Source organism: Paraburkholderia sediminicola, from assembly GCF_046030555.1.
Taxonomy (GTDB): Bacteria; Pseudomonadota; Gammaproteobacteria; order Burkholderiales; family Burkholderiaceae; genus Paraburkholderia; species Paraburkholderia sediminicola_E.
The window spans coordinates 138,960-163,318 of record NZ_JAQQCH010000015.1; the positions used below are offsets into that span (position 1 = coordinate 138,960).

The 24,359-nt window shown below is 61.1% G+C and carries 20 protein-coding genes; 14 read left to right on the forward strand and 6 right to left on the reverse strand.

Annotated features, from left to right (window positions below):
• The first annotated feature begins 30 nt into the window (after positions 1-30).
• From PQQ52_RS21815 to PQQ52_RS21825, 3 genes are all read left to right on the forward strand, one after another.
• A complete protein-coding gene (locus tag PQQ52_RS21815) occupies positions 31-1,980 on the forward strand; it encodes an aconitase family protein (RefSeq protein ID WP_408215695.1) in 1,950 nt (649 codons plus the stop codon).
• Positions 1,981-2,116: 136 nt separating this feature from the next.
• Positions 2,117-3,586 carry an MFS transporter gene (locus tag PQQ52_RS21820; protein ID WP_408215698.1) on the forward strand — a complete coding sequence of 490 codons (1,470 nt, stop codon included), beginning with the start codon at positions 2,117-2,119 and terminating at the stop codon, positions 3,584-3,586.
• 258 nt (positions 3,587-3,844) lie between these two features.
• Positions 3,845-5,098: a hypothetical protein gene (locus PQQ52_RS21825; protein WP_408215700.1), complete on the forward strand. Its 1,254-nt coding sequence runs from the start codon at positions 3,845-3,847 to the stop codon at positions 5,096-5,098.
• A 50-nt stretch (positions 5,099-5,148) separates the two neighbouring features.
• Here the strand turns inward: PQQ52_RS21825 and PQQ52_RS21830 are convergent, their stop codons facing one another.
• Positions 5,149-5,910: an alpha/beta fold hydrolase gene (locus PQQ52_RS21830; protein WP_408215702.1), complete on the reverse strand. Its 762-nt coding sequence runs from the start codon at positions 5,908-5,910 to the stop codon at positions 5,149-5,151.
• Between the two features lie 138 nt (positions 5,911-6,048).
• On the opposite strand from PQQ52_RS21830, the gene PQQ52_RS21835 reads away from it, so the two are divergent.
• Positions 6,049-6,843, forward strand: a complete 795-nt coding sequence (locus PQQ52_RS21835; protein ID WP_408215705.1) for an AraC family transcriptional regulator — start codon at positions 6,049-6,051, stop codon at positions 6,841-6,843.
• Positions 6,844-6,892: 49 nt separating this feature from the next.
• On the opposite strand, the gene PQQ52_RS21840 is transcribed toward PQQ52_RS21835, so the two are convergent.
• Positions 6,893-7,336 carry a hypothetical protein gene (locus tag PQQ52_RS21840; RefSeq protein ID WP_408215707.1) on the reverse strand — a complete coding sequence of 148 codons (444 nt, stop codon included), beginning with the start codon at positions 7,334-7,336 and terminating at the stop codon, positions 6,893-6,895.
• Positions 7,337-7,890: 554 nt separating this feature from the next.
• Here PQQ52_RS21840 and PQQ52_RS21845 point away from each other — a divergent pair.
• A complete protein-coding gene (locus PQQ52_RS21845) occupies positions 7,891-8,478 on the forward strand; it encodes a hypothetical protein (protein ID WP_408215710.1) in 588 nt (195 codons plus the stop codon).
• A gap of 445 nt (positions 8,479-8,923) precedes the next feature.
• On the opposite strand, the gene PQQ52_RS21850 is transcribed toward PQQ52_RS21845, so the two are convergent.
• The 3 genes from PQQ52_RS21850 to PQQ52_RS21860 all read right to left on the reverse strand — a co-directional run bounded on the left by PQQ52_RS21850 (position 8,924) and on the right by PQQ52_RS21860 (position 12,976).
• Positions 8,924-9,487 (reverse strand): lipid-binding SYLF domain-containing protein, encoded by a 564-nt coding sequence (locus PQQ52_RS21850; RefSeq protein ID WP_408215712.1) that lies wholly within the window; start codon positions 9,485-9,487, stop codon positions 8,924-8,926.
• A 208-nt stretch (positions 9,488-9,695) separates the two neighbouring features.
• Complete coding sequence (locus PQQ52_RS21855) at positions 9,696-10,343, reverse strand: potassium channel family protein (protein WP_408215715.1); 648 nt, start codon at positions 10,341-10,343, stop codon at positions 9,696-9,698.
• Positions 10,344-10,453: 110 nt separating this feature from the next.
• Positions 10,454-12,976, reverse strand: a complete 2,523-nt coding sequence (locus PQQ52_RS21860; RefSeq protein ID WP_408215717.1) for a hypothetical protein — start codon at positions 12,974-12,976, stop codon at positions 10,454-10,456.
• A 231-nt stretch (positions 12,977-13,207) separates the two neighbouring features.
• Between PQQ52_RS21860 and PQQ52_RS21865 the strand changes: the two genes are divergently transcribed.
• On the forward strand, positions 13,208-13,969 hold the full coding sequence (locus PQQ52_RS21865; protein WP_408215719.1) for a bestrophin-like domain: 762 nt from the start codon (positions 13,208-13,210) through the stop codon (positions 13,967-13,969).
• 91 nt (positions 13,970-14,060) lie between these two features.
• Here PQQ52_RS21865 and PQQ52_RS21870 read toward each other — a convergent pair whose 3' ends face one another.
• Positions 14,061-15,017 (reverse strand): transporter, encoded by a 957-nt coding sequence (locus PQQ52_RS21870; RefSeq protein ID WP_408215722.1) that lies wholly within the window; start codon positions 15,015-15,017, stop codon positions 14,061-14,063.
• Between the two features lie 225 nt (positions 15,018-15,242).
• Here PQQ52_RS21870 and PQQ52_RS21875 point away from each other — a divergent pair, with 225 nt between their 5' ends.
• The 8 genes from PQQ52_RS21875 to PQQ52_RS21910 all read left to right on the forward strand — a co-directional run bounded on the left by PQQ52_RS21875 (position 15,243) and on the right by PQQ52_RS21910 (position 24,359).
• Positions 15,243-15,527, forward strand: coding sequence for a hypothetical protein (locus tag PQQ52_RS21875; RefSeq protein WP_408215725.1), 285 nt, complete (start codon positions 15,243-15,245; stop codon positions 15,525-15,527).
• Between the two features lie 350 nt (positions 15,528-15,877).
• Positions 15,878-17,428, forward strand: coding sequence for a sensor histidine kinase (locus PQQ52_RS21880; RefSeq protein WP_408215727.1), 1,551 nt, complete (start codon positions 15,878-15,880; stop codon positions 17,426-17,428).
• Positions 17,429-17,433: 5 nt separating this feature from the next.
• Positions 17,434-18,069, forward strand: coding sequence for a response regulator transcription factor (locus tag PQQ52_RS21885; protein ID WP_408215730.1), 636 nt, complete (start codon positions 17,434-17,436; stop codon positions 18,067-18,069).
• A gap of 239 nt (positions 18,070-18,308) precedes the next feature.
• A complete protein-coding gene (locus tag PQQ52_RS21890) occupies positions 18,309-18,695 on the forward strand; it encodes a response regulator transcription factor (protein WP_408215732.1) in 387 nt (128 codons plus the stop codon).
• 200 nt (positions 18,696-18,895) lie between these two features.
• On the forward strand, positions 18,896-19,372 hold the full coding sequence (locus tag PQQ52_RS21895; protein ID WP_408215735.1) for a YMGG-like glycine zipper-containing protein: 477 nt from the start codon (positions 18,896-18,898) through the stop codon (positions 19,370-19,372).
• A gap of 29 nt (positions 19,373-19,401) precedes the next feature.
• Positions 19,402-19,821: a hypothetical protein gene (locus PQQ52_RS21900; protein WP_408215737.1), complete on the forward strand. Its 420-nt coding sequence runs from the start codon at positions 19,402-19,404 to the stop codon at positions 19,819-19,821.
• A gap of 101 nt (positions 19,822-19,922) precedes the next feature.
• Positions 19,923-21,101 carry an efflux RND transporter periplasmic adaptor subunit gene (locus PQQ52_RS21905; protein ID WP_408215828.1) on the forward strand — a complete coding sequence of 393 codons (1,179 nt, stop codon included), beginning with the start codon at positions 19,923-19,925 and terminating at the stop codon, positions 21,099-21,101.
• A gap of 12 nt (positions 21,102-21,113) precedes the next feature.
• On the forward strand, positions 21,114-24,359 hold the full coding sequence (locus PQQ52_RS21910; RefSeq protein ID WP_408215740.1) for an efflux RND transporter permease subunit: 3,246 nt from the start codon (positions 21,114-21,116) through the stop codon (positions 24,357-24,359).

A 24,359-nucleotide genomic window follows, 5' to 3' on the forward strand; every position in this document is an offset into this window, starting at 1 on the left:
CGCCGTATAGTGAGCGCAAGGAGAATGCATATGAGCGATACGATTCGTCTGGATGGCCGCGTGCTGTACCTGTCACAGGACCCCGCGGTGATCGAGGCGCAACTGGCCGGAGACAATTTCACGCGCGCGACCGCAGGCCCGTTGCGCGATAACGTCTCTACCGACGAAATCACGCCGGTCACGGTCATGCTCACTTATGACGAGCGCCTCGGCCAGTATCCGTACGTCGGCTTCCAGGCGGGCGAAAGCCTGCCGATCGGCCGCAATGCGATCAAGGATGGCGGCTTTCAGGTGACAGTAGCCGGGAAGCGCTACGGCAAAGGTTCATCGCGCGAATCGAGTCCGTTGGCGGAGTTGTCGGCGGGCATCCGTTTGATCATTGCGGAGAGTTTCGAGCGCATCTATCAGCAGAATTGCGACAACATCGGCATTCTCACCACGACCGATTTCTCCGTGCTCGATCGTCTGATCGCGGGAGAGGCGGTGCCGATCGACGAGTTTCTCAAGGGCCGCGATGCGCTCACGCAGCAGATCATTCGCAGCGGCGGACTGCTCGCGTACAGCAAGTTCGCGGACTGGCCCGCACCGCGTGTGCGAGATGCTGCACACGTTGCAAACGGCGCCGAGCCGAAGACGCTGGTCGAGAAGATCATCGAGCGCCATCTTCATCCGGGCATTCAAAACGCGGCGCGCGGCGACGGCGTGTTCATCGCCGCCGACTGGCGCTTCAGCCACGACTACTTCACCGGCATGTGCGCGCATCTGATGCATCGCGCGTTCGGCAAGCCCGCGCCGCTGCATGCGCCGGATCACATCATTGCGTTCCAGGATCACCTGGTGCTCGCGTCGCAAAGCATTCCACACGTACGCGACGGATTGCTGCCGGGCGTTGCCCATCTGATGGAAGGGCACACGTCGTTCTCGCGCGATTATCCGGTGCGCTCGCACGGCGCGCTCGATAACGCGCCGGGTTCCGAAGGCATCTGTCATGCACTGATGGCCGAGCAGTACGCGTTGCCGGGGCAGGTTGCGTGCGGCACCGATTCGCACACGCCACATTCGGGCTCGCTCGGTTGCCTCGCATTCGGTGCGGGCGCAACGGAAATCGCCAATAGCTGGGTGACGGGTTACGTGCGCTGCAAAGTGCCTGAGACGTTACGCATCGAAATCGACGGCGCGTTGCGCGACGGCGTCACCGCGAAGGACGTCGTACTGCATCTGTTGCAGATGGATGCGATCCGCTCGGGCGGCGCGATCGGGCTCGTGTTCGAATACGGCGGCGCCGCGGTGCGCGCGATGTCGATCGACGAACGCGCCACGCTGACCAACATGGTCGCCGAGCTGGGTGGCTTCACCGGTATCGTGGAACCGGACGAACGCACGGTCGCGTTTCTGAAGGAGCGCCGCGGCGTCGATTTCACCCTTGAAAAATGGATGAAAAGTGATCCGGGCGCCACGTATCGCGACACGATCCGCATCGACGCCACCGCCATCGAACCGATGCTCGCGCGTCCGGGCGATCCAGGCAACGGCGTGCCGGCACCGCAACTGGAGCAGGACGTCGCCATCGATATCGCGTACGGCGGCTCGTGTACGGCAGGCAAGCGCGAAGACTTCGACTTCTATCATGAGGTGTTGCGCTGGGGCGTGGAGCAGGGCATGCATGTGCCCGAGGGCACGCGTCTCTTCCTGCAATTCGGCACGATGGCGGTGCGTGCGTATTGCGAGCGCCAGGGTTATTTGCCGGTTTTCGAGCGCGCGGGCGTGACGCTCGTGATGCCGGGCTGCGGCTCGTGCGCGAATTGCGGGCCGGGGCAGTCCGCCGATGCGAACGAGGTGACGATCAGCGCGATCAACCGCAATTTCCCCGGCCGGTCGGGGCCGGGCAATGTGTGGCTTGCGAGTCCATACACCGTTGCGGCAAGCGCGCTGGCTGGAAAAATTACCACCTTCGAACAACTGAAGCGCGCACGCGGCTAGAATGCTGGCCGGACCTTGCGGCCCGGCATCGTGGTGCGCGTAATACGCGAGGGTACGAAAGGCCGGCACAAGACCGGCCCCGGCAAGCATCATCGTGCTTCGCCTGCATGACAAGCATCACCAGGAGACAAACAATATGGCATCCCCCGACCACGCTGGATCCGTCGCGCGCAGCGCCGGCGGCGCAGCGTCTGCCGCAGCCGCGACTGCTGCGGCGTCCACTATGTCCGCTACGCTCGACGCCGGCAGCATCTCCGCGCGCCTCGACCGGCTGCCCGCCACGCGTTCCATCTGGAAGCTGGTGGTGCTGCTGAGCCTCGGCTTTTTCTTCGAACTATACGACCTGCTGTACTCGGGTTATGTCGCGCCCGGTCTCGTCAGAAGCGGCCTGCTGACCGCGACGACGCATGGCCTGTTCGGCTCGACCGGCATCGCGAGTTTCATTGCGGCGTTGTTCAGTGGACTGTTCATCGGCACGATCGCATGCGGTTTTCTGGCGGATCGCTTCGGACGCCGCGCCGTGTTCACGTATTCGCTGCTGTGGTACACGGCGGCCAACGTTGTGATGGCGTTTCAGGAAACGGCGACGGGTTTGAATGTCTGGCGCTTCGTGGCGGGGATCGGCATCGGCGTCGAGCTGGTGACGATCGGCACGTATATTTCGGAGTTGGTGCCCAAACAGATTCGCGGCCGCGCGTTTGCGTGCGAGCAGGCCGTCGGTTTCACGGCGGTGCCGGTGGTTGCGTTCCTCTCTTATCTGCTGGTGCCGCGCACGCTGCTTGGCCTCGACGGCTGGCGCTGGGTGGTGCTGATCGGCGCACACGGTGCGCTGTTTGTCTGGTGGATCCGGCGCGCGTTGCCGGAGAGCCCGCGCTGGCTCGCGCAGCAAGGCCGCCTTGCAGAAGCCGATCGCGTGATGAGCGAACTCGAAGCGAAAGTGCGCAGCGAATACGGCCGTGAACTGCCGCCGCCCGCACCGCCGGTGCCGGTTGCGCCGCGCGGCAGTTTCCGCGACATGTGGGTGCCGCCGTACCGCGGCCGCACGCTGATGATGACGATCTTCAATATCTTTCAGACGGTCGGCTTTTACGGCTTTGCGAACTGGGTGCCGACGCTGCTGATCAAGCAGGGCATCACGATCACCACGAGCCTGATGTATTCGAGCGTCATTGCGCTGGCCGCGCCAATCGGTCCGGTGATTGGCCTCTTTATCGGCGACCGCTTCGAGCGCAAGACGGTGATCGTGGTGATGGCGGCCGTGAATATCGTGTGCGGACTGTGGTTCAGCCAGGCGTCCGGCGCGGTGTTGCTGGTGAGTCTGGGTGTGTGTCTGACGCTCGCGGGCAATATCATTTCGTATAGCTACCATGCGTATCAGACCGAGCTTTTCCCGACCAGCATCCGTGCGCGGGCGGTGGGCTTCGTCTATTCGTGGAGCCGCTTTTCGGCGATTTTCACGGCGTTTCTGATCGCGGCGGTGTTGAAGCACTTCGGGACGACTGGTGTGTTTGTGTTCATCGCTGGGGCGATGCTGATTGTGATGCTGGCGATCGGGTTGATGGGGCCGCGGACGAAGGGGCTCGAGCTGGAGAAGATTTCCAGGTAGTCGGGTGTGGTGAGGCGGCCATAGGTCGCTTTCCTGCCGTTCGCCGCAGAAGCAGGCAAGAATTTCCGGACCGACAACGTCGGTATTGCCAGGGTTGTTCGGCATATAGGCTTTCGCCTGGGTTATACCCGGAAACACTACCCTGGGGCCTTAAGGACGTGCTAAAAATAGTCGATATCCCGTAAGCGCGAGTGAAGATCCGGTCCGGAGACTGGAGAATCCCACGCGATCTGTCGCACGGAATTTCGAGGTGAAAGTATGGAAAAAAAAGTGCTCGTCGCGATAGCCGCTGCGCTTATGTCTTCCGTGGGCGCGCTGCATCCCGAGTCCGCCTGTGCCGCTGATGCTGCAGCCTCGGCCTTCGAAGACTCGACCGTCGACGCATCTCTCGACCCCAACGAAAAACGCGTCTCCGCCGAAGCCGACATTCAGGCGCGCCTGGCAGACCTGCGCTATGCGTATTTCATCGGCTATAACGCGCGCGCCAGGGAAGACTCGAAATCCTATGCGACCTTGGGCGACGAGGTGAAGCATCGGCAAAAGCAGCTTGCTGCGCCGGCCATGCCGGCATCGCCGAAGCCGGTTGCCGAGCGGGTTGCACCTCCAAGGCGGGTCGTAGCGCAAGCCGCTCCGCTGAGGCAAGTATCCGCGCCGGTCACATCGCCGAAGCGGGATGCGACTGCGCGAGCCACGCCGGTGAGGCAGGTCGTGGCGCAGGCCGCCCCTGTGCCGCTGAAGCACGGTTCCGCGCAAGTCGCGTCTGCGCCGCCGAGGCGGGTCCCTGCACCGGTTGCGTCGTTGAAGCAGGCCTCACTGCGGGTTACGCCCCCTAAGCGGGCTGAAATGCAGCCTGTGCCTCTGAAGCAGGTTTCTACCCGGACTACGTCGCCGAAGCTGTTTGCCACCGAGTCCGAGCCGCCCATACTGATTCCGACGCAAGCCGTGACGGCATTGCCGGAGGCAAAATCGGACCAGGATGACGACGCGCAGTTGACGCAGCGGCGCGATTTCCAGAACGCTCAGCGGGCGGCGCCGCAACATCGGCAGGCCGATGAGGAACCGCAATACGCGGTGGAGCAAGGAACTCAAGCGGCCCACAACCGGCAAGCCCGGCAATATCAGAATCAGCAGCCCCAGCAGCCCCAGCAGCCCCAACAGCCCCAACAGCTCCAACAATACGCAGCGGCGCCGGCCTATAACCCGATGTCAACGGAGTCTCGGGAGTCAGGTGGGTACGCCAGGCGGGAATACGCGCCACCGCCTCGAACTGTTCAGGCTAACCAATACGCGGCAGCTCCGTATCCGCCCGCGCGGTACCAACCGGTTGACGCGCAGTCCGCCTATGTACCTCGGCCGCCCACTCAAGCGGCGGCGCAGCAGGTCATCATAGTAGGCCGCCCGCCTGCCTATCCGGCCTATAACGAGATGTACACGCCGCCTGAACAGCGGCGGCCGTATCCCGCCGGTTACGGCAATCCGGCGCAGCCTGGCGGATATCAGGGATGGGAGTAGGCGCAGTCACTCGCATGTGCCGCTGGGCGCGCTGACGCATGAAGGTCCCGTTAATTTGTGCTGTCGAGGAGGAAACGTTCGATGGCCATCACGAGTGCGAGGGGCGTTTCGTTCATCGGATAATGCCCTGCATTCTTCAGCACCTCGACGGTGGCGAGTGGATATCGTCGAAGGAAAGTTTCGGTCATCAGTTTCATGTCGAACGTCGGATCATGCTCTCCAACAAGTACCTTCACCGGATGGCATCCCGCAATCTCGTCGCTAAAGTCTGTATCGGCCCACGCGCGCAAGTACGCCGCGAATGCCTTCTTTGACGAATGCGCAGCTGAATAGGCCGCTTTCCATTGGACCCACGACAAGGGCAAACGACAGCCCGTGCTGCGATCAATGATTGTCTCCCGGTGGTCCCGCCGATCGGCGGCGCCCTCAAACAATGCGCGCTTTTCGGTATCGAACACGATGCCGCCGCAGGGTACGGGCGCTACCGGAATCAGTGCACGCACGCGCTCAGGCGCGCATGCCGCAATTTTTTCGATGGCCATTCCTCCCATTGAGTGACCAATCAGGCTGAAGCTAGCAAATCCAAGAGCGTCAGCAAGTCCAAGCGTGTCGGCGGCGATCTCGTTGATCGTATATTCGCCGTCGGCTTCTTTCATGCCACCGTATCCACGGTAGTCCATGAAGACGTAGCTGAACTTGTCCTGCGATAGCCATGCCTCGATCGGCTCGAACGCTCGCGCGTCACCGAACCAGCCATGCAGCACAAGGACAGGGTGGGGGCCATCTCCTACCCGATAGAACGTATTGGGCATCTCAACTCCGAAACGAAGGAACGGCTAAGCCGACTAGCGTGACCGGCTGGTCTTCAATGCGTTGAAGCGCGTTACATCGTAGAGGTGATGGAATCGGCCCGCCTTCGTTATTGGGTCATTGGCTGTAGAATCCGGGCCATGCGCAATACCCCGCTCGATCCCTACGAGGATATTCCCCGCAGCGTTGTCGTCACCGTGAACGAGTACGCGGCCGGCTCGACGTTCCCCGTGCACTCGCATCGTCGTGGCCAATTCGCGTTTGCCTCTCGTGGCGCAATCAGCCTGGCGACGCCAGAGGGCAACTGGCTCGTGCCACCGCAGCGAGCGTGCTGGGTACCAGCGGGTGTTATGCACGAAATGACGATGAGCGGTACGGTGACGATGCTCAACACGTTCGTCTCGGACGAGGCGGTGCGAGAGGCAGGGCTGGCCGCTCAGTGTGGCGTGTATGGAGTCTCACCGTTACTGAGACAACTGCTCGACGAGGCTGTTGATCTGCCGGCCCTGTACGACGATGAAGGGCGCGCCGGCAAGTTGATGGCATTGCTAGTCGCAGAGATAGCGGCCATGCCGCAGCTTTCGTTGAACGCGCCGTTACCGGCTGATCCGCGTCTTGCACGAGTGTGTCGGCGCATATTCGTGGAGCCGTTGATCACAATTGATCTGGATACCGTCGCGGCCGAAGCGGGGATGAGTCGGCGGACCTTCACGCGCTTGTTTCGAACGCAGTCCGGCGTAAGTTTCGGAGAATGGCGGCAGCAGGTCTGTCTATTGGCGGCGATCGAACGCCTGAGCTTGGGGCAGCCAGTGACCTTGGTGGCGCTGGACCTCGGCTATGCGAGTCCTAGTGCATTTGCGGCTGCGTTCCGCCGTGTGCTGGGCGAAACACCGAGTCAGTACGTGGAAGCAAATTCTTGCCAGATGGGACAATAAGTCAATACAAAATGGATTTTAGGCATTGGATACCTTTTTTGCTCAACGTTCAGTCATCGTGGCGATGTTTGTGATGGCGCTTGTTCGGTCGGTAGCCGCGGGCATGGTCGTCCGCGTACGAATTGGACCGCGAAATGTTGCCGCCAAGTGCTGAACCCGCGCCGCCGCCCACGGCCGCGCCGATGAGGCCGCCCGTGCGGCCGCCCATCGCATTGCCTGCCGCTGTGCCGGTACCGCCCCCGAGCGCGCCACCGATGATGGCGCCCGTGCGTTCCCTGCGGTTTGACGTGACTGCGCCGCCTGCGCCGCCGCCGACTGCACCGCCAATGATGGAACCTATACTGCCACCTACTGCGCCACCCAGGGCAGCGCCGGCTACGCCGCCGAGCGCGCCGCCAAGGGCATTGTTCATATCGCCGGCCGCCACGGCCGGTAACGACGCTGTAGTGGTGAGCACGGCAATGGCAACAATCTGGAAGATTCTCTTCGACATAAAAAGGCTTTAGTTTTTGGGACGGCGCCGAGTATAACCGTCCACCGAAAGGTTTTTGTAAATTGTCGGTTCAGACCTCGGTAAGAGGTGTAACAAAATGAACCGATGGCTTTTTAGTGAAACACTTTCGGTACCATTGGCGTCGGGCTGCAGGCGGCGGCCCAATGTCCGCGCGTCTTTGAAGACGTTTGACCGTCCGTCGCTTACGGCTCGAACGCCGGTCAGTCGCATGGCTCTGTGCGTCGGATGGCGTTCGCGGTCGTTAGACCCATCAGAACAGCCAGGCTGAGCGAATGCCGTTTCTACAGCACGGACGGACGACTCGGCAATTCTCTGGATATGGCTCGCCCGTTCCCGCTCGTCAGCTCCGCCAATGCTGTCATTTGTCCGATAAAAACCGGGGTCGGTCGTTTATCACGGCTGACTCGCATCGTTTGCAGGATCCGTTAGTAAGTATGATGAATACCCGAAAAATTTTGATGATTATTGGCGGGCTCCTGCTCGGAGCAACAGGGATCACGTACCTGATGCTCCTTCAGGCGGACCGCCGCTCAATGGCAGAAGTCACGGCCGCCATGGATAAATCCGCACGTCCTCCCGTCGTGGATTCGCGCGTCGGCGATCACGTGACGGACGGCAGCATCGACCCGTCGAAGCCATCATCCGGCGCAATCACGAAAAGTACTGCCATCGCGCAGCAGCCGGTGGTTCCCGCTCTGGCAGTGGCACCTGCGCCCATGGCCGCGCCCGCATCCAGTCCGGCCGCCTCACAAGTCACCGGGCAACCGAAACCGGAGGCACAACCGAAGCAGGCGCCGTCGACGGCAGTCGCGTCGGTGAACGTGCAGGATTCGGGAGCGCCGAAGGTGGTTCCGGCGCAGCGCGCCCAAGGTGGACGAGACAGTCCGGACCGTCGCGCGATAACGACTCAAGGCTCGACACCGGAAACGGACGAACTGGTCAGGGAATCGGCGAAGCTCGATCCATCATTGCCTCCGCCGGATATGTCCGCCGCTCGTGCCGCCGTGGACCAACGTAGCGCGAAGCCAGGCACGGGCTCGAACCCGGTCGCGGCCGCGATGACGGATCAGCTCGTCAGGAATTCGGCCAGGCTCGATCCCTCGCTGCCGCCGCCCAAGTAGCCGATTTCTTCGGGAGCACGTGCCGATGCACGAACGCTTCCGGCACTTGAGCACCGCGCTGCAGTGCTTGGTGTAAGGAATCCGAAGCAAGCGAAATGGGTGTTGCAGTCCACAGTTGAGCACTGTTGAATGACTGCTATCAACCTTGGATGCAAGCGGTCGACGCAATACCCAGGATGGTCAACAATCGGAAGTCGAGCTAGGACAATTCCATCCGTCGGTTTTTTAGCGGAGAACGGTCGTTCACGTCGTGCTCTTCCTTGGTAGGCCGCCCTACACATTCAATGATCTGGATGCGCCTTTCCGGCGCTCACGTTAGCCCGAGGTCCAATGGCGGCCTTTACATCAGACTCATAACCGATTGGTTGGGGCGTGCAAATCGATGTGGATCCCATGTCCCGTCCCCATCCCCCGCCCACATGAAGGAGGGGAGTCGAGCTTCAGATCACGGATTGTATTTGGAGATTTTTTGGCCTTGCACGCCGAGACCGGCCATCAATCCCTGCTGTCCGAAGATGAACGCGTAGACGTCGGATTTCAGCGTGGTGGTGGTCATCGATTTGCCCATCCCCGCGTCCACGACGACGACACTCGGACCCATGCCGACAGACCATCCATCGCTACTGTTGAGGTAACTGACGGCCGAATCTGTCATCAGGAACATCGCTTCGGAAAACGTTTGTCCGCCCGCCTGCAACCCGTAGGAAACCGCACGTGCGGTGTAGTAGCCAAGCACCTTTCCATCGGGGCCGAACATCACGCCCTTGCCACCTTGCGCGCCGACAATGAAACCCGCCTTCAGAATATCGGGGAACACGAGGACGGCTTTTGCCATTTGCTGGAGTTGTTGTGTCCGGGGTGCGTCGTCGACCAGTGTTTGCAGCGCCGCGCGTGCTTTTGCTTCGAGTTCCGGATCCGTTCCCGGCGCAGACGCTGTCTGCTGCGTCGAACAGGAGGCCGCGATTAGCAGGAGTGGCACGGCGAGGATAAGCCGAAGGTACTTGAACATGTTCGTGCTCCATTCAGGGAAATGACGTCACGGTTTGTACGCGGTTCGCGCGTCGGATTCTTTGCTGCTTGAAGAGACGGTGATCGTGTGACCGATGTGGTTTGCGGCTCGCTTCGGTTGAAATAAATAGTGGCGTCGGCGACCTGCAAAGACAATTGGACCTTGGTCCAATATCGCGCCGTGAGGCCGGGTATGTCACGGCAAGGACTTACGACGATGATTTTCTGGAATCGTCAGCGGCAACGTGCAGGGAAACGAGACGCGCGAGCACGATGGCCGGATAAAGCTGCCCGATTAGCGCCTCGAGAATCGCCAGAGATCTCGCGATATGAGCGAGCGGCGTGATGTCGCCATACCCTACAGTCGTCAGCGTCACGAAGCTGAAGTAGATCCAGGTCGCGCGATCGTATTGAGCGCTCCCATACGCAATGCCTGCATAAGCTTTGGGTACGTGGCTGTTGATGAGCTGGCAGGCTTCCGCCCACACGACACCGATTAATATGTAAAGCGCGACCGCGCCGAGAATCCGGTCGAATGTCGCCCGGCCGGTCCCAAACACGTTGATGCCGACAACCGCGCCAAGAATGCCCAGCGACAGCGGCGCCGTGACGTCGAGCAGGCCGGGTATCGTGTCAAGCGGGAAAAGCCAGGACGTGCAGCGAATCAGGATGGTGACGCCGGCGGCCAGCGCGACGACGATGTATTCCGTGCGATGGTCCGATACCGCCGCGATCCCGCTTAGCAGGATCAGCGATAGCAATACGTCTCGCGCGATCCGCACGGAGAGGCTGTCCGGCGCCAATGCGAACGGTACGACGAACACGTCGAGCACGAGAAGGCAAAGGAGCAGCGCCATGCTGCCGATGCGCAAGCGCCCGGTGCGATCATGCCGCCGCCTTAATATCATCGCTGCTCCTGATTGGCCGCCGGCCGTGGGCGCTCATAGGCTTATAGCGAGCGTCAACCCTAGCGGCGGAAACCTCCACCGCCGCCCCGCGCGCCCGTGCCGTTGCTCGCAGCGCCACCCGCAGCCGTGGGTCGAGCGTAGCGTTGGCTCTGTGTGGCGCCTCTCTGCCGGTTCTGCATCTGCTGATTCAGATCGCCGGAGTAGGGCTGCGCGCTGCTCCGCTCGATTCCGCCAGCGGGGCGTTGGGGTTGCGTAGCAGGCGTGGCCTGAGGACGCGATTGCTGGTAGGCCTGGGTGGTCTGCTGCTGCGCCCGCGCGCTATTGGGCTGGGTCGTAGATGGGCGCGGCTGCTGATAGCTCTGGGTATTTTTCGGCGCGGTTGCCGCGTTAGTTGGCTGAGTGCCGGTGGCGCGTTTCACCTGGGTGTTCTGAGCATTCTGTTGAGCGGCACCCGCATTCGCCGTGCCGGTGGTTCGCTGCGCTTGCGTGGAGAGTGGTTTTTGCGCAGCCGACCGCGAAACGGTTTGAGACGTCGGTTTGTTCACTGTGGACCAGGAGCCGTTGTCGTATTTCTGCCAACTGCCGCCGGTGTTCTTGTAAACATTCCCGTCTCGCCCCGCGTACAGATCGCCGTTAGCGGTTTTGCCTGCTACCGCGCGGCCGTTGACTGTGCTGCCGGCCACGGCCTTGCCGCCAGCGGAATTCTGATAGCGCCCAACCGAACCATTCGCGGTGGTGGTGTGTTGCGTCGCAGCCCACTGATTGCCCTTCGTCACAACCGAACTGCCCCATTGGCCATACGCGTTCGATCCTTGATGGCTTGCCGCGTAGGCACCGGTGTAGGGGTTGTAGGCCTGTGCAACGCTCGCGCTGCCGTATCGTCCCGAGGCCGTCGCGCCGCGCGCATAGGTGCCCGTATAGGGGTTGTACGACGCACCCCATTGTGCGCTGCCCGCCGGGCCATACACGCCGCCGCGGACGCCACTCGCACCCGTATAGGGGTTATAAACCGGATAACCATAGGGCGCGGGACGCGGATAGTAAACCGGATACGGCCCGTAGCCGACGCGTACATACGGCGGATAGTAGTAGCCGTTGCCTTGCGCGACGATTGCGCCGACCGCGGCGCCCGCGATGAACATGCCGAGATATCCCGCGGTATAGCTCGCCTGAACAGTCCCACCCGGCACCACCTGTTGCGTCACGTAAGTCACGTTATAGACAGGCGAGGCCGGCGGGATCGTATAAATCACTGGCGGCACCGCCGTGCTGGTGGTCCACGGTCCGCTGGGCGATGGCGAGTCGAACCATACGCCGCGTGAGCAGAGGTAATAGTGGTTCTGAACCTTGATGATCTTGTCAGGGGTATTGGTCGCATAAGCGAGCGGCGCGCCCTGGATCGGAGCGAACTGCGGCTCGCCGGTGTAGACCACCTTGATTTCTGCCGCCGCCGCGACTGGGTTTACCTCGACGGTCGTCGGAATCTGCGCGAGCAGCACTGCATCGTTCGCCTCGGGCGTGCCCGGTACCGAAGCGAGCACGCGCGAGGCGGGGCTATCGCGGGGAATTCTGGCGAAGTCGGCCGGCAGCTGGTTGGTCGCGTAAATCCATGGACCGCTGGGAGCCGGTGACGAAAACCAGCGACCCGCCGTCAGATAGTAATAAGTCTTCGTCGGCGTATCGACGAATACGTCGCTATCCGTGTTCTTCGCGAATACCAGAGCGGTTCCTGGAATTGCGCGGTAAACCGGTTGGCCGTCGAATCTGATCAGCTCGGCGGGCGTGCTGCTATAGAACACCGCAGGCGCCTTGCCGGCGTGCTTTGCCGGCGCGGGGATAAAAGGCTTGAGGTCCGACCAGGTGGGGTCGGCGGACACCTTGGTCATCTTCGCGGGGAGTGTTTTTATTTCTGCCCAGCCTGTTTTCGTATCCGTCGACGTCATCCACGAACTGCCGGTGAACAGATAGTACTGGTGGGTGGCGTTGTCGACGAATAGCGGCCAACTCGCGTTGACGACGAATGCGATGTCAGAGTCCTTGATCGGCGCCAGCACGGGATCGCCATCTACGAACAGCAGCAGCCCCGGACCAAAGCTGACGAAGATGGTGGGCGGGTCGCTTTTGATCGCGACAGCCGGGGGCGCCTGCTTTTTATCGATGCTGGCCACCAGCCGATCCATCGACAAAGTCAGCGAGGCTTGCGGATTGAGAAACTTTCGCACCACCTGATCGAGCTTCTGAGTCGTAGCCTGGTCCGCACCGGGAAACGATGTACCTGTGATTTGCGGATTGCTTAACCGCGCGTTGCGGCTGTCGATATCCACATCGGTGTGTGCTTGCATTGCGACCACGCCCACTTGTGGCTTGCCGCCGCGCAGCGTCACGCTCACCGCCATGCGACCGGTCAACTCCTTGAAATCCTTCCAGTCATCGATCTGTGGCTGGTAGTAGGTAAGCGTTGCATCGTCGCGGACGATCTCGCGTGGCCAGCCGGGATCGAGGTCGGCGGCGCGATTTGTTTGTGCCGCCGCCATGGTGAGCGCCAGCATCAACACTCGCAGGCGCGGTCTGAACGTCGACATGTTTTGCTCCTCGCGGACAAAGGCGCTCGCGCCGTGCGACCGCGTCCAGAGCAGGAGGACGAAATCGCAGACACGGGACAGGCCTGGGGTGTCGCCGCCCTCCGCAGGCTCCTGCAACGATAGGTGCGCAGCGATGCGCGTGCAATTGGACCTTGGTCCAATTGCACGCTGCGGTGCGGCGAGCAACATGTCGAATCGCACCCGTGCGTGACCAAAGACGGAGGATGCAGGGTGACCCACCTAGTCGACGCGACAATCGTATTCGCATGCGTTTTGGGCAGCGCGCTACTCGGTTCGTATCTGCGCCGCGTGCTGCCGCAGAACCACCTTAGCGATGAATCCACCAGTGTCGTCAAACTGGCAACCGGTCTGGTCGCAACTATGGCCGCATTGGTGCTGGGCTTGCTGATTTCGTCGGCAAAAGGCTCGTTCGACACCATGAACACGGAGCTTTTGCATAGCGCTGCCGCTATCGTTCGCCTTGATCGCGCGTTGGCCCAGTATGGTCCGGAGACGCAAGAAATCCGCAGCGCGCTAAAACGCACTACCGCGGTGGCGGTCGCCGCGATGTCTTCCGGCGATCCTGTCCAACTCGCCAAACTGAGCAGCCCCGAAGCGGTTGCACGCGGGGAAGAGTTGCAGCGTCAAGTGGAGGCACTCTCGCCGCGCACCGACACGCAGCGTCAATTGCAGGCGCGGGCGCTGCAAATCGTCGATGATGTACTGGCTACGCGGTGGCTGGCGCTTCTTCAGCAAACCGGCTCGATTCCAGTACCGTTGCTCGTGGTCCTGGTGTCGTGGCTGGCCATTCTCTTCGGCACGTTCGGCCTGTTTGCGCCTCGCAACGGCACGACGATGACAGCGCTCGTGATGTGTGCGCTGTCGACTTCAGGCGCGATCTTCCTGATCATGGAAATGAATACGCCACTGGACGGAATAGTGAAAATATCCTTCGCACCGATGCGCGCGGCGCTCGGCATTCTCGGACACTAGGACCCGGCATTACGTACTAAGCACTAGGCACTAGCACCAGGCGTTGCCTTTTGTGCGAATCCGCTACACAGGCTGCATTGCCTGACAGGGTTCATTGATTGAACCAGCGGTATTGAAGCGCGACCGAGATCGTCTGAAAATTGCCGCCCACACGTGTCACCAGACCACGCGACCACGCGAGCTTGGCGGACCATTGGGCGGCCAGCGGAACGGACAGCGTGACACCGTATCGCGCACTGAGTTGATAGTCCTGATCCTCGACGCCGTTGACGCGAGTGCGTCCACCCGTAAAGTAAGTGACGTCCGCGGCAAGCCACAGTCCGGGGCGCCAGGTGTACCCGCCGTGCCATTGGAAAGTCGGCATGGGATCCTGGCTGCGCCGATGGCCGCCGAAAAAATCATCGTTGTCGGTGAAAAGCCATACACCTGCCGCAGCGTCCATGAACCAGTTGCCGAATGGCTGGGAGAGCCCGATCTCGGGTTTGAGCGACCAGCGATTGGCGCCAATATTGATGAGGCGGGTGGGCACGTACTGACCCGTCGGCGCCACCATGCTGAGACTGACGCCCAGAATCGTGCCGGGCGCGCGTCGCATGAATTCTTCCGGAGAGAGCGCCGGGTCGCCTAGCAGGTTCGCCGCGATCCGGAAGTGCACGTCGCCGAGACCTGAGCGGTATTGCTGCTGTTCAATGCCTTTTACGTCGCCATTCACATTCGCGTTTGCATAGGGCATCGATACCGCGACACTCACGGTATGCCCCGCGACCCCGAAACTGTGCGAATAGCCGAGCGCAAAAATGTTGATATGTGCCTGCACATTGGTGATAGGCAAAGACGGATCGAATGACACGTTGCCGCTCGATCGCGCATAGTCGAATACGGCGAAATTTGTTCCTACCGGCACGGCCGAATAGGCGCGCGGCTCCATTTCCTGCGCATGAACCGAGGGTGCCGACATCGAGCACAACAGAGCGGGGCCGACCCAGGCGAACCGAAAGCGCCGCGATTGCGGGACTGCGTGGTTCGAATCGATCGATGCATGCGGCATTGTGGTCAAGTCCACTTCACGTGTTGCCCGATGTGCCGGACGACACGCCGCGAGCCCGCGCGCCCGCGTCGAGGCAGCGTTTCCGTTGCAGAGCCTCCATGAGGCGGCTGAAATGCCGCTGCGTGCAATAGGACCAAGGTCCAATATGCATGCGAGTAGATGAGGCTAATCTGGAAGTCGTGGCGGGCGCAGCCGTGCCTGTGCCTGCTGCCTCAGGAGACGACCATGAAAGTGTTGTTCGTGTTGATAACTTTTGTGTTGTCCTCCAATGTATTCGCGGAATGCACCACTAACGCGCGAGGTATGACCGAATGCAATAATGGGCAAGCGGCGGGTGGCTATAACCCGAACACTGGCAATGCGTGGAAGGCGCAGAAGAATCAGAATGGTGTCACGACAACAACGACGAGCAAAGGCGGAGAAGCGAAGACCAAAAACGGTAAGGGCGTATATAAGAGCCCCAGCGGACAGACCTGCTATCGGACGGCCGATGGTCACGGGTGCAATTGACGTGACTGGCGGCTGTGGCGCCAGTCAATACAGCACGCGGACAATTTGACTTCGATCCCATTCGTCGGCGGACCGATATAGGTGCAAGATAAATACTTCAATTGTCGTTTACATGTTCTGCTGTCCGTACTACGATTAATTTTACCGGCTGGAAGCGCTTCCCAACTGTAACTTTTGCCGGTGCGCTCGTTCGTCCTCCAGCTACATTCAGAGCGTGTCTTCTTTAGTTTGTTAACTGTCTAAAGAGACGATGAGCCTGCTGTTCAAGAGGGGCGTAGTCTCGCATCGATGTTCAGCACGACTTTTGGCAGCCAACCTCGCGGTGCCGAATCTTGAGAGGCCGTTCGGTCATGAGCATCGTCATGCCTGCCATTGTCATTTTGCAAACAGCGATCATTCTAGGGTTGCTGGTACTCGCATTGCGGCATCGCGCATCGGCGTCGTTCAGCAGTGTTAATCCGCCAATTGGCGGAGCGAATTTTCGCGAGTGCGGTACATCCAGTGAACCTGCGGCGCATTCGGCTCTTCTCGAATTGGCGGATAAAGCGGGTTTACACGAATCTATTAATCGACTTCGTCAATCGGGACCTCCGCGTCCCAGCCATCTTCCCAATCCCCCCGAGGTTTCCGGCACGCCAGACAACAGCGTAGCGGCGTCGCGCACGAAGCGGCGCTTTACGGATCGGCTTCGCATGATGACCTCCGCGAGAACCGCGCGCAGGAAAACTTATGATGACGTCGCGCGAGTGGTGCTCGCGCACGATTCACACGCGGATGTTGACGAAAAGCTGAGCGGCGAGCGCTATTTTCGTGAAGTACTGGCCTTATTGCCGCTAGCGACTCTGATGCTCGACGAGCGCGGCGTGATGACAATGGTCAATCCGCAAGCGGAGCGGCTCTTCGGTTATGACTGTGATGAGTTGCTAGGCAAGCCGGTGGAAATGCTGGTTCATGCGCTGAGTTTCGACAGCCACGCGTCGCGCTGGGCCGACCCGTTAACCATGCAGCAATCGTGCAGGTTCTTGCCGCTGGACGATCTATGCGCACGCCGTAAGGACGGTACTGAGTTTCGTGCCGACATCGACCTGAGTGCATTTCGTTTCGACGGTGAAAACGTCACGCTCGCCTTTATCATCGACAAAACGGACCGGTATGAGTTACGCCGTCAGCGCCAGGATCTTGCGCATCTGACACGGGTGTCGACGATGGGGCAACTCGCTTCCTCGCTCGCGCATGAGCTGAATCAGCCGCTTACCGCGATACTCAGCAACGTGCAGGCCGCTCAGCGTTTCATGACAGCCGATCCAATCGATCTGGCCGAATTGCGCGACATCCTGAACGATATTGTCCAGGACGATTACCGGGCCAGCGAGGTAATCCGGCGCATTCGCGCAGTCGTCAAGAAGGGCGACCTCGAGGTGATTCCGCTCGATCTCGCCAGCGTGATGCGAGATGTGGTGGCGTTGGTGCACAGCGATGCGATCGTGCGCGGCACGCGCGTGACACTCGATATCGACACGACATTGCCGCGCGTGCGCGGCGACCGGGTTCAATTGCAGCAGGTGATGCTGAATTTGTTGCTGAATGCGTTTGACGCGATGAACGAAGTCCCACCTGGCGACCGCGTGGTATGCGTCACGCTCAAACCGGCCGACAGAAGCATGGTGTTGATTGCTGTTCGTGATCGGGGTCATGGATTGACCGCCGATAAGCTGGACCAGATATTTAAGCCGTTTTTTACGTCAAAACCCCAAGGGCTCGGTTTGGGATTGTCGATCAGCCGTTCCATCATCGACATGCACCGCGGGCGACTATGGGCCGAAAATAACAACGATCGAGGCGCGACATTCTACGTGGCATTGCCGTCCGGCGATGCCACGCCGGAGGATAAGTCGCGATAAAGGCCATGACTGAATCCGATTCGCTTGTCTTCGTCGTCGACGACGATGATTCCGTGCGCCGTGCGTTGGCGCGTCTGATCCACTCCGCGGGCTATCGTGTCGAAGCATTCGGCAATGCCCGCGCATTTCTCGAACGGCTGCGCGAGGTCGATTCGCCCGCCTGTCTGGTGCTCGACGTGCAGTTGCCTGACCTGGACGGTCTGGCTTTGCAGCGCGAACTCAAAGCGCAGCTGCCGATCATCTTCATCACCGGTCATGGCGATATCGCGATGACGGTGGGCGCGATGAAAGCGGGGGCCACCGATTTTCTGGCAAAGCCCGTGAACGACACCGATCTGCTCCACGCGATCGAAGCAGCGTTCGAACGCGCGGCGCAGACCCGCACGGTGCGCTGCGAACTGGACGCGATCCGTGTCCGTCTGGACCGGCTCACGCCGCGCGAACGGGAAGTTATGGCGCTCGTCGTCACGGGTCGGTTGAACAAGCAGGTGGCCGGTGAGCTCGGCACGGTCGAAAAGACCATCAAGGCGCATCGCGCACGTGTGATGGCGAAGATGGAAGTCACTTCGCTGGCCCAACTCGTGCGCGTCGCGGATAAGGTCGGTCTAGGCAGTGTGGGCGAAACCCACGTTTCGCACTGAAATCATCGCAGCGGTTCAGCGGTGGCGCGGCCTGGTTCAGGGCCTGTCCCGGCGTGTCCGCAACCGGACGGCTGCAGATCGATCCACACACGGTTCGCAACAGGTCCGCGGATCGCAGCCGATCCGCGCTCGGTCCACACGAGACCAAGGTCCAATATCCGCGAGCCTTTCTGCCTCGTAGGCTTTCGTCTGGGGGGAGAGCGCTTATCCGCGCATTCCCGGACACCGGACTACTTTCCATGGGAAAACTCAAACCATTCGTTGTCGTCGTCGATGACGATGAATCGGTGAGCCGGGCGATCAAGCGATTGCTGCGCTCCATCGGGATCGCCGCCGAAACGTTCGCCAGCGGCGACGCGTTTCTCGACGTCCTCGCATCGATGCCTTCTTATCAACCCGATTGCGTCATCCTTGACGTGCAGATGCCCGGGCTCAACGGACTCGAAGTCCAGCGGCGTCTATCGGGCAAAAGCATGCCGGTGATCTTCATTACCGCACACGACGAGATCGGCGTACGCGAGCATGCGCTCGCCGGCGGTGCGGTCGCCTGGCTGCGCAAGCCCTTCAACGACGAACTGTTCGTCAAGACGGTGCGCGCCGCACTCGACGGTGAGCCACCTGCGTGAAGTGATCGAAGAGGCCCGCGCAAAGCCCGCACCGCCAATTCGCGCGTTATGGGACCAAAGGCCAATTGCCATTGAACGACGCGAAATCCAATAATTGACTCGAGTAATCAGGGGCGAAGATGGCGCCTGGTTCGGAATCGGGCGCACGCATCAGCGCACGCCAACGGCTCGCCTTCAGGGAAATCGAACGGAATCTGACCATGCAACCGATCGTGCGAGGGTTGACGGGTGTGCTTGCGCTGACGCTGGCGTGCTCAGCCGCTGCGCAGCAGCCCATCATTTATCCGGCCAAAGGCCAAAGCGTCAGCCGGCAGCAAACCGATACCGCGGAGTGCCAACTATGGGCGAAGCAGACGACCGGTGTCGATCCGGTGGTGCTCGCCCAGCAAGGCGCAACGCAATCCGGCACTCCGCAGCCGCAAGGGCAACGCCTGAGAGGTGCCGCCGGCGGAGCGGCATTGGGGGCTGCGGTAGGCGCGGTGGCCGGTGACGCCGGCAAGGGCGCCGCGATCGGTGCGATCACCGGCACGGCCGCCGGTGGTATGCGGGCACGCCGCACGCAAGAGAATGCAGCCGCGCAAACGCAGGCTAACCAGCAGCAAATCTCGCAAGCGTTGAACACCTACAACCGTGCGGTGGCTGCATGCATGACGGGCCGAGGCTACACGGTGCAGTAGAACTCACGCGCAGCAGGAGAGAGGCATCCATGAACAGGACATGCAAACGTGCGGCGCTTGGGACCCTGGCTCTGATGAGCGGGCTCTTTTCGGTGGCGTTAGCGCAGACGGCCGCGGCGGCTCAGTTCGACGGCAGCGTGCCGCTGATATGCGCCACCATCGACGCCGATGATTGCTACCCCGGTGAGCTCTGCTTGCGCGCGTTGCCGTCCGAATTGGGTGCGCCGCAATTCCTGCGCATCGACTTCGCGAAGAAAACCATCATCGGACCGCAACGAACGACCGCCATTCGCTTCATGGACGCCGGCCCCGACCAGATCCTGATGCAAGGCATGGAACTGGGTTATGCGTGGACGATCGCGCTCGACAAGACGGTGGGCTCGATAACGGTCACGCTGGTCAACCATCAAGACACGCTGGTGCTGTTCGGCGCCTGCACGCTTACGTAGCCGCAACGGGTGAAGCGATGAAACCTGCAAGCCACGCGATGTTCACGCAAAGGCCAGTACCGGGCCATGGTGACGCAACGGTAAGCGTGCGCGGGCTTCTCATGCTTGCCATGCTGACCCTGTGCCTGGTTGCCTGTCACAAGGCGCCGACACTGCCCGTAGCCGGACAGACCGAGGTCACCGTGATGCCGGTGGTGCAGACCGACACCCCCGTCGATTTCGAATATACCGCGCAAACGCAGAGCTCTCGCGAAGTCGAGATTCGTGCGCGTGTGGACGGCTTTCTCGACAAGAGGCTCTATACCGAAGGGCAAATGGTTCATGCCGGCCAGACGCTCTTTCTGATGGACCCGAAACCCTTCGACGCCGCGTTGCAGACGGCCAAAGGTCAGCTCGCGCAGCAGCACGCGCGCTTAACGGTCGCGAAGGCGAATCTCGCACGCGTGATTCCGCTCGCCGCACAGAATGCATTGAGTCAGAAGGATCTCGACGACGCGACGGGTAACGAAAAGCAGGCCGAAGCAGCCGTGATAGCGGCACAAGGCCAGGTGCAAACCGCGCAGTTGAACCTCAGCTACACGACCATCAAGTCACCGCTCACCGGCTTGTCCAGCTTCGCCAGGCAACAGGACGGCAGCTTTGTCACTGCGTCGGCCTCGGGCTTGCTGACCTATGTCTATCAACTCGATCCGATGTGGGTCAACTTCAGCATTTCGGAGAATGAGTTGCTGAAGTTCCGCGAGGAGATCACGGCAGGCCGCCTGAGGTTTCCGGCCAATGACGACTTTGAAGTGACGTTGATCATGGCGGACGGCACCGAGTTTCCTAACCACGGCCATATCAGTTTTACCAATCCCGCCTTCAGCACCGAGACCGGCACGTTTCTCGTAAGGGCGTCTTTCGCGAATGAGAAAGGGCAGTTACGTCCCGGCCAGTTCGTGCGAGCACGCGTGTCCGGCGCTTCCCGACCGAAGGCGATCCTCGTGCCGCAGCGCGCGGTTTTGCAGGGCGCGAAAAGCCACTTCGTGTGGGTTGTGGACAAAGACTCCAAGGCGCATGAGCGTGTCGTGGAAGTGGGTGAGTGGCATGGCGACGACTGGTTCATCACCCAGGGGCTGCAACCGGGCGAGCGCGTGGTGGTGGACGGCGCGATTCGAGTGGCCGCCGACGTGCCGCTGAAGATCGTCGCGGCGCCGGCCGCGCATGCGGCGGCCAACGTGTCAGGGGGCGGGGAGAGCAGTTCGACGGGACGCCCGTCCGACACGACCGCCGCGCAGTAGGGGACACGCGACATGAATATCTCCCGCTACTGCATTGACCGGCCGATTTTTGCGTCGGTGATTTCGATTGTCATCACGCTCGGCGGCGCGGTGGCGATGTTCAACCTGCCGATTGCGCAGTATCCGGATGTCACTCCGCCACAGATCACAATTTCCGCCAACTATCCCGGCGCGAACGCCGACGTGGTGGCCAACAACGTGGCCGCACCGATCGAGCAGCAGGTGAACGGCGCGGACAACATGATCTACATGAACTCCTCGAGTTCATCCACCGGCAACCTGACCATCAACGCGTTTTTCCAGATCGGCACCAATCCGGAACTGGCGCAGGTCGATGTGCAGAACCGTGTGAACCTCGCGTTGCCGCAACTGCCTTCGTCGGTGCAGTCGCAGGGTATTCAGGTGCAGAAGAAGTCGTCGGCGTTCATGATGGTGATCGCGATCTACTCACCGGGCGAGCGCTACGACGCGACGTATATCGCCAACTACGCGAACATCTATGTACTCGATGCGCTCAAGCGCATCCCAGGTGCGAATCAGTCGGCCATCTTCGGGACGCCCGATTACGCGATGCGAATCTGGCTCAAACCCGACCGCATGGCACAGCTCGGTATCACAGCGGGGGATGTGCAGCGGGCCGTTGCCAACCAGAACCAGCAGTTCGCCGTAGGCCGCCTCGGCCAATCGCCGACCGGCTCGCCGGTCGAGCAGTCGTTCGCCGTCACCACCACTGGGCGCCTCAGCGAACCCGACCAGTTCGACAACATCATCATCCGGGCAGCCAGCGGCGACGCTGCGATCGTGCGCCTCAAGGACATTGGCCGTTCCGCGCTGGGCCAGAAGGATTATTCAATCCGCAGCCGTTTTCAGGGCAAGCCGGCCACCGTCATCGCGGTGTATCAGCAGCCTGGCGCCAACGCGCTCGATGTCTCGAAGCAGGTCCACGCGGCACTCCAGGAAATGAAAAAGACCTTTCCTGAAGGCCTCGAATACGACATCGCGCTGGACACGACCGACTTCACGCGTGCGTCGATTTCCGATGTCGTGCACACCTTCTTTGAAGCGCTCGTGCTGGTCGTGATCGTGGTCTTCGTGTTCCTGCAGAGCTGGCGCGCGACGATCATTCCCGTAATCGCGGTACCGGTTTCGATCATGGGCACCTTCATGGGGATGCTCGCGCTCGGCTTCTCGATCAATATGCTGACGCTATTCGGCATGGTGCTGGCGATCGGCATCGTGGTGGACGACGCGATCGTGGTGATCGAGAACGTCGAGCGGAATATGAACGTGCACAAGCTGAGTCCGAAAGACGCCGCCAGGCGCGCGATGGACGAAGTGGCCGGCCCGGTGGTCGCGATCGTGCTCGTGTTGTGCGCGGTGTTCGTGCCGGTGGCTTTTCTGGGCGGCATTACGGGGCAGTTGTACAAGCAGTTCGCCATCACCATCGCGATTTCGGTCATTTTCTCCGGGCTGGTTGCGTTGACGCTCTCGCCGGCGCTGGCCGCCTTGCTGTTGAAGCCGGGGCATCATGAGAAGAAGGGCTTCTTCAAGTGGTTCGACAGGAACTTCGCGAAGATGACGGACCGCTACACGTCCGTCGTCAAGCTGGTGATCAAGCGCTTCGTGGTCGCGCTGTTGCTGTTCGCCGGCATGATCGCGCTGGCGGTGGTGATGATGCGCACCATTCCAACCTCGTTCCTGCCACCTGAAGATCAGGGCTATCTGCTCGGTGCGGTCATCATGCCGGACGCGGCGAGTCTCGATCGAACCGGTGACGTGTCGAAACGCGTCACCGATTACTTCATGAAGCAGGCTGCGGTGAGCAGCGTGACCATCGTCGATGGCTACAGCCTGCTCGACAGCCAGAACAAGAACAACGCGAGCACGTTCTTCATCGGTTTCAAGAGTTTCGATGAACGCTACAAGTTCGCCAATATCAGGACCCAGAACGCGAAGGCTGTGCTGATCGATGCCTACGAGAATCTTTCGGAGGTCAGGGAAGGGATCATCCTGCCGGTCAATCCGCCGTCGATTCCGGGGCTCGGCACGACGGGCGGCACCGAGATGTGGATTCAAAGCAAGGGCGACGCGACCACTTTGCAATTGGCCGGGGTCGTGGACGACTTCGTCGCGAAGGCGAAACAGCGGCCGGAATTGTCACGTGTGACTTCCACGTTCAATGCGTCGTCGCAACAGTTGCTGGCCGACGTCGACCGGGACAAGTCGGAAACACTCGGCGTGCCGGTTGAAGAGGTGTACAGCGCGATGCAGACGATGTTCGGCTCGCTCTATGTCTCGCAGTTCAACCGTTCGAGCCGGCTATGGCAAGTGATTCTGCAGGCCGAGCCGTCATACCGCCTGACACCGCAGGATCTGAGTCAGCTCTATGTGCGCAGCAGAACAAACAGCATGGTCCCGCTCAAGGCGGTGGTCACGACGAAGTACGTCACGGGTCCGGACCTGGTCACGCGCTTCAACAATTTCCCGGCCGTGAAGATTACGGCCAACGCGGCGGCCGGCTACAGCTCCGGGCAAGTCATCACTGCGCTCGAAGAAGTGGCCGATCAGGTGATGCCGTCCGGCTACGGCGTCGGCTGGAGCGGCGAGGCTTACGAGGCGCGCCAATCGGGCGGCACCTCGGGGCTCGTATTTGTATTTGGTCTCGTGATGGTGTTCCTGATTCTGGCCGCGCAATACGAGAAGTGGAGCTTGCCGTTCGGCGTGCTGCTGGCAGTGCCGTTCGCGCTGTTCGGGGCGTTGCTCGCGATTCTTTTGCGCGGTCTCGAGAACGACGTGTACTTCCAGATCGGCTTGACCATGCTGGTCGCGCTCGCTGCCAAGAACGCCATTCTGATCTTCGAGTTCGCGGTGCTCAATCGCGAAGCGGGCGAGTCGGTATACGACGCGGCGGTCACGGCGGCAACCGAGCGCTTGCGGCCGATCGTGATGACTTCGCTCGCGTTCATTCTTGGTTGCGTGCCGCTTGCCATCGCGCTCGGCGCGTCGGCCAACAGCCGGCATTCGATCGGCACGGGTGTGATCGGCGGCATGCTCGGCGCGACGGTGATTGCGGTGTTCTTCATTCCGATGTTCTTCTACGTGCTCGAAACGATGTCGGAAAAGAGCGGCGGCAAGAAGACGCCGGGGGCGAGCGACGGGTCAACCGCGGTAGATGGCGTGGGGCCGAGTGCGCCGATCGCGCCGGCGGGTTCCGGCGGTCCCACTGTCACGCCGTCCGCACGACGCGAGGGCGACTGA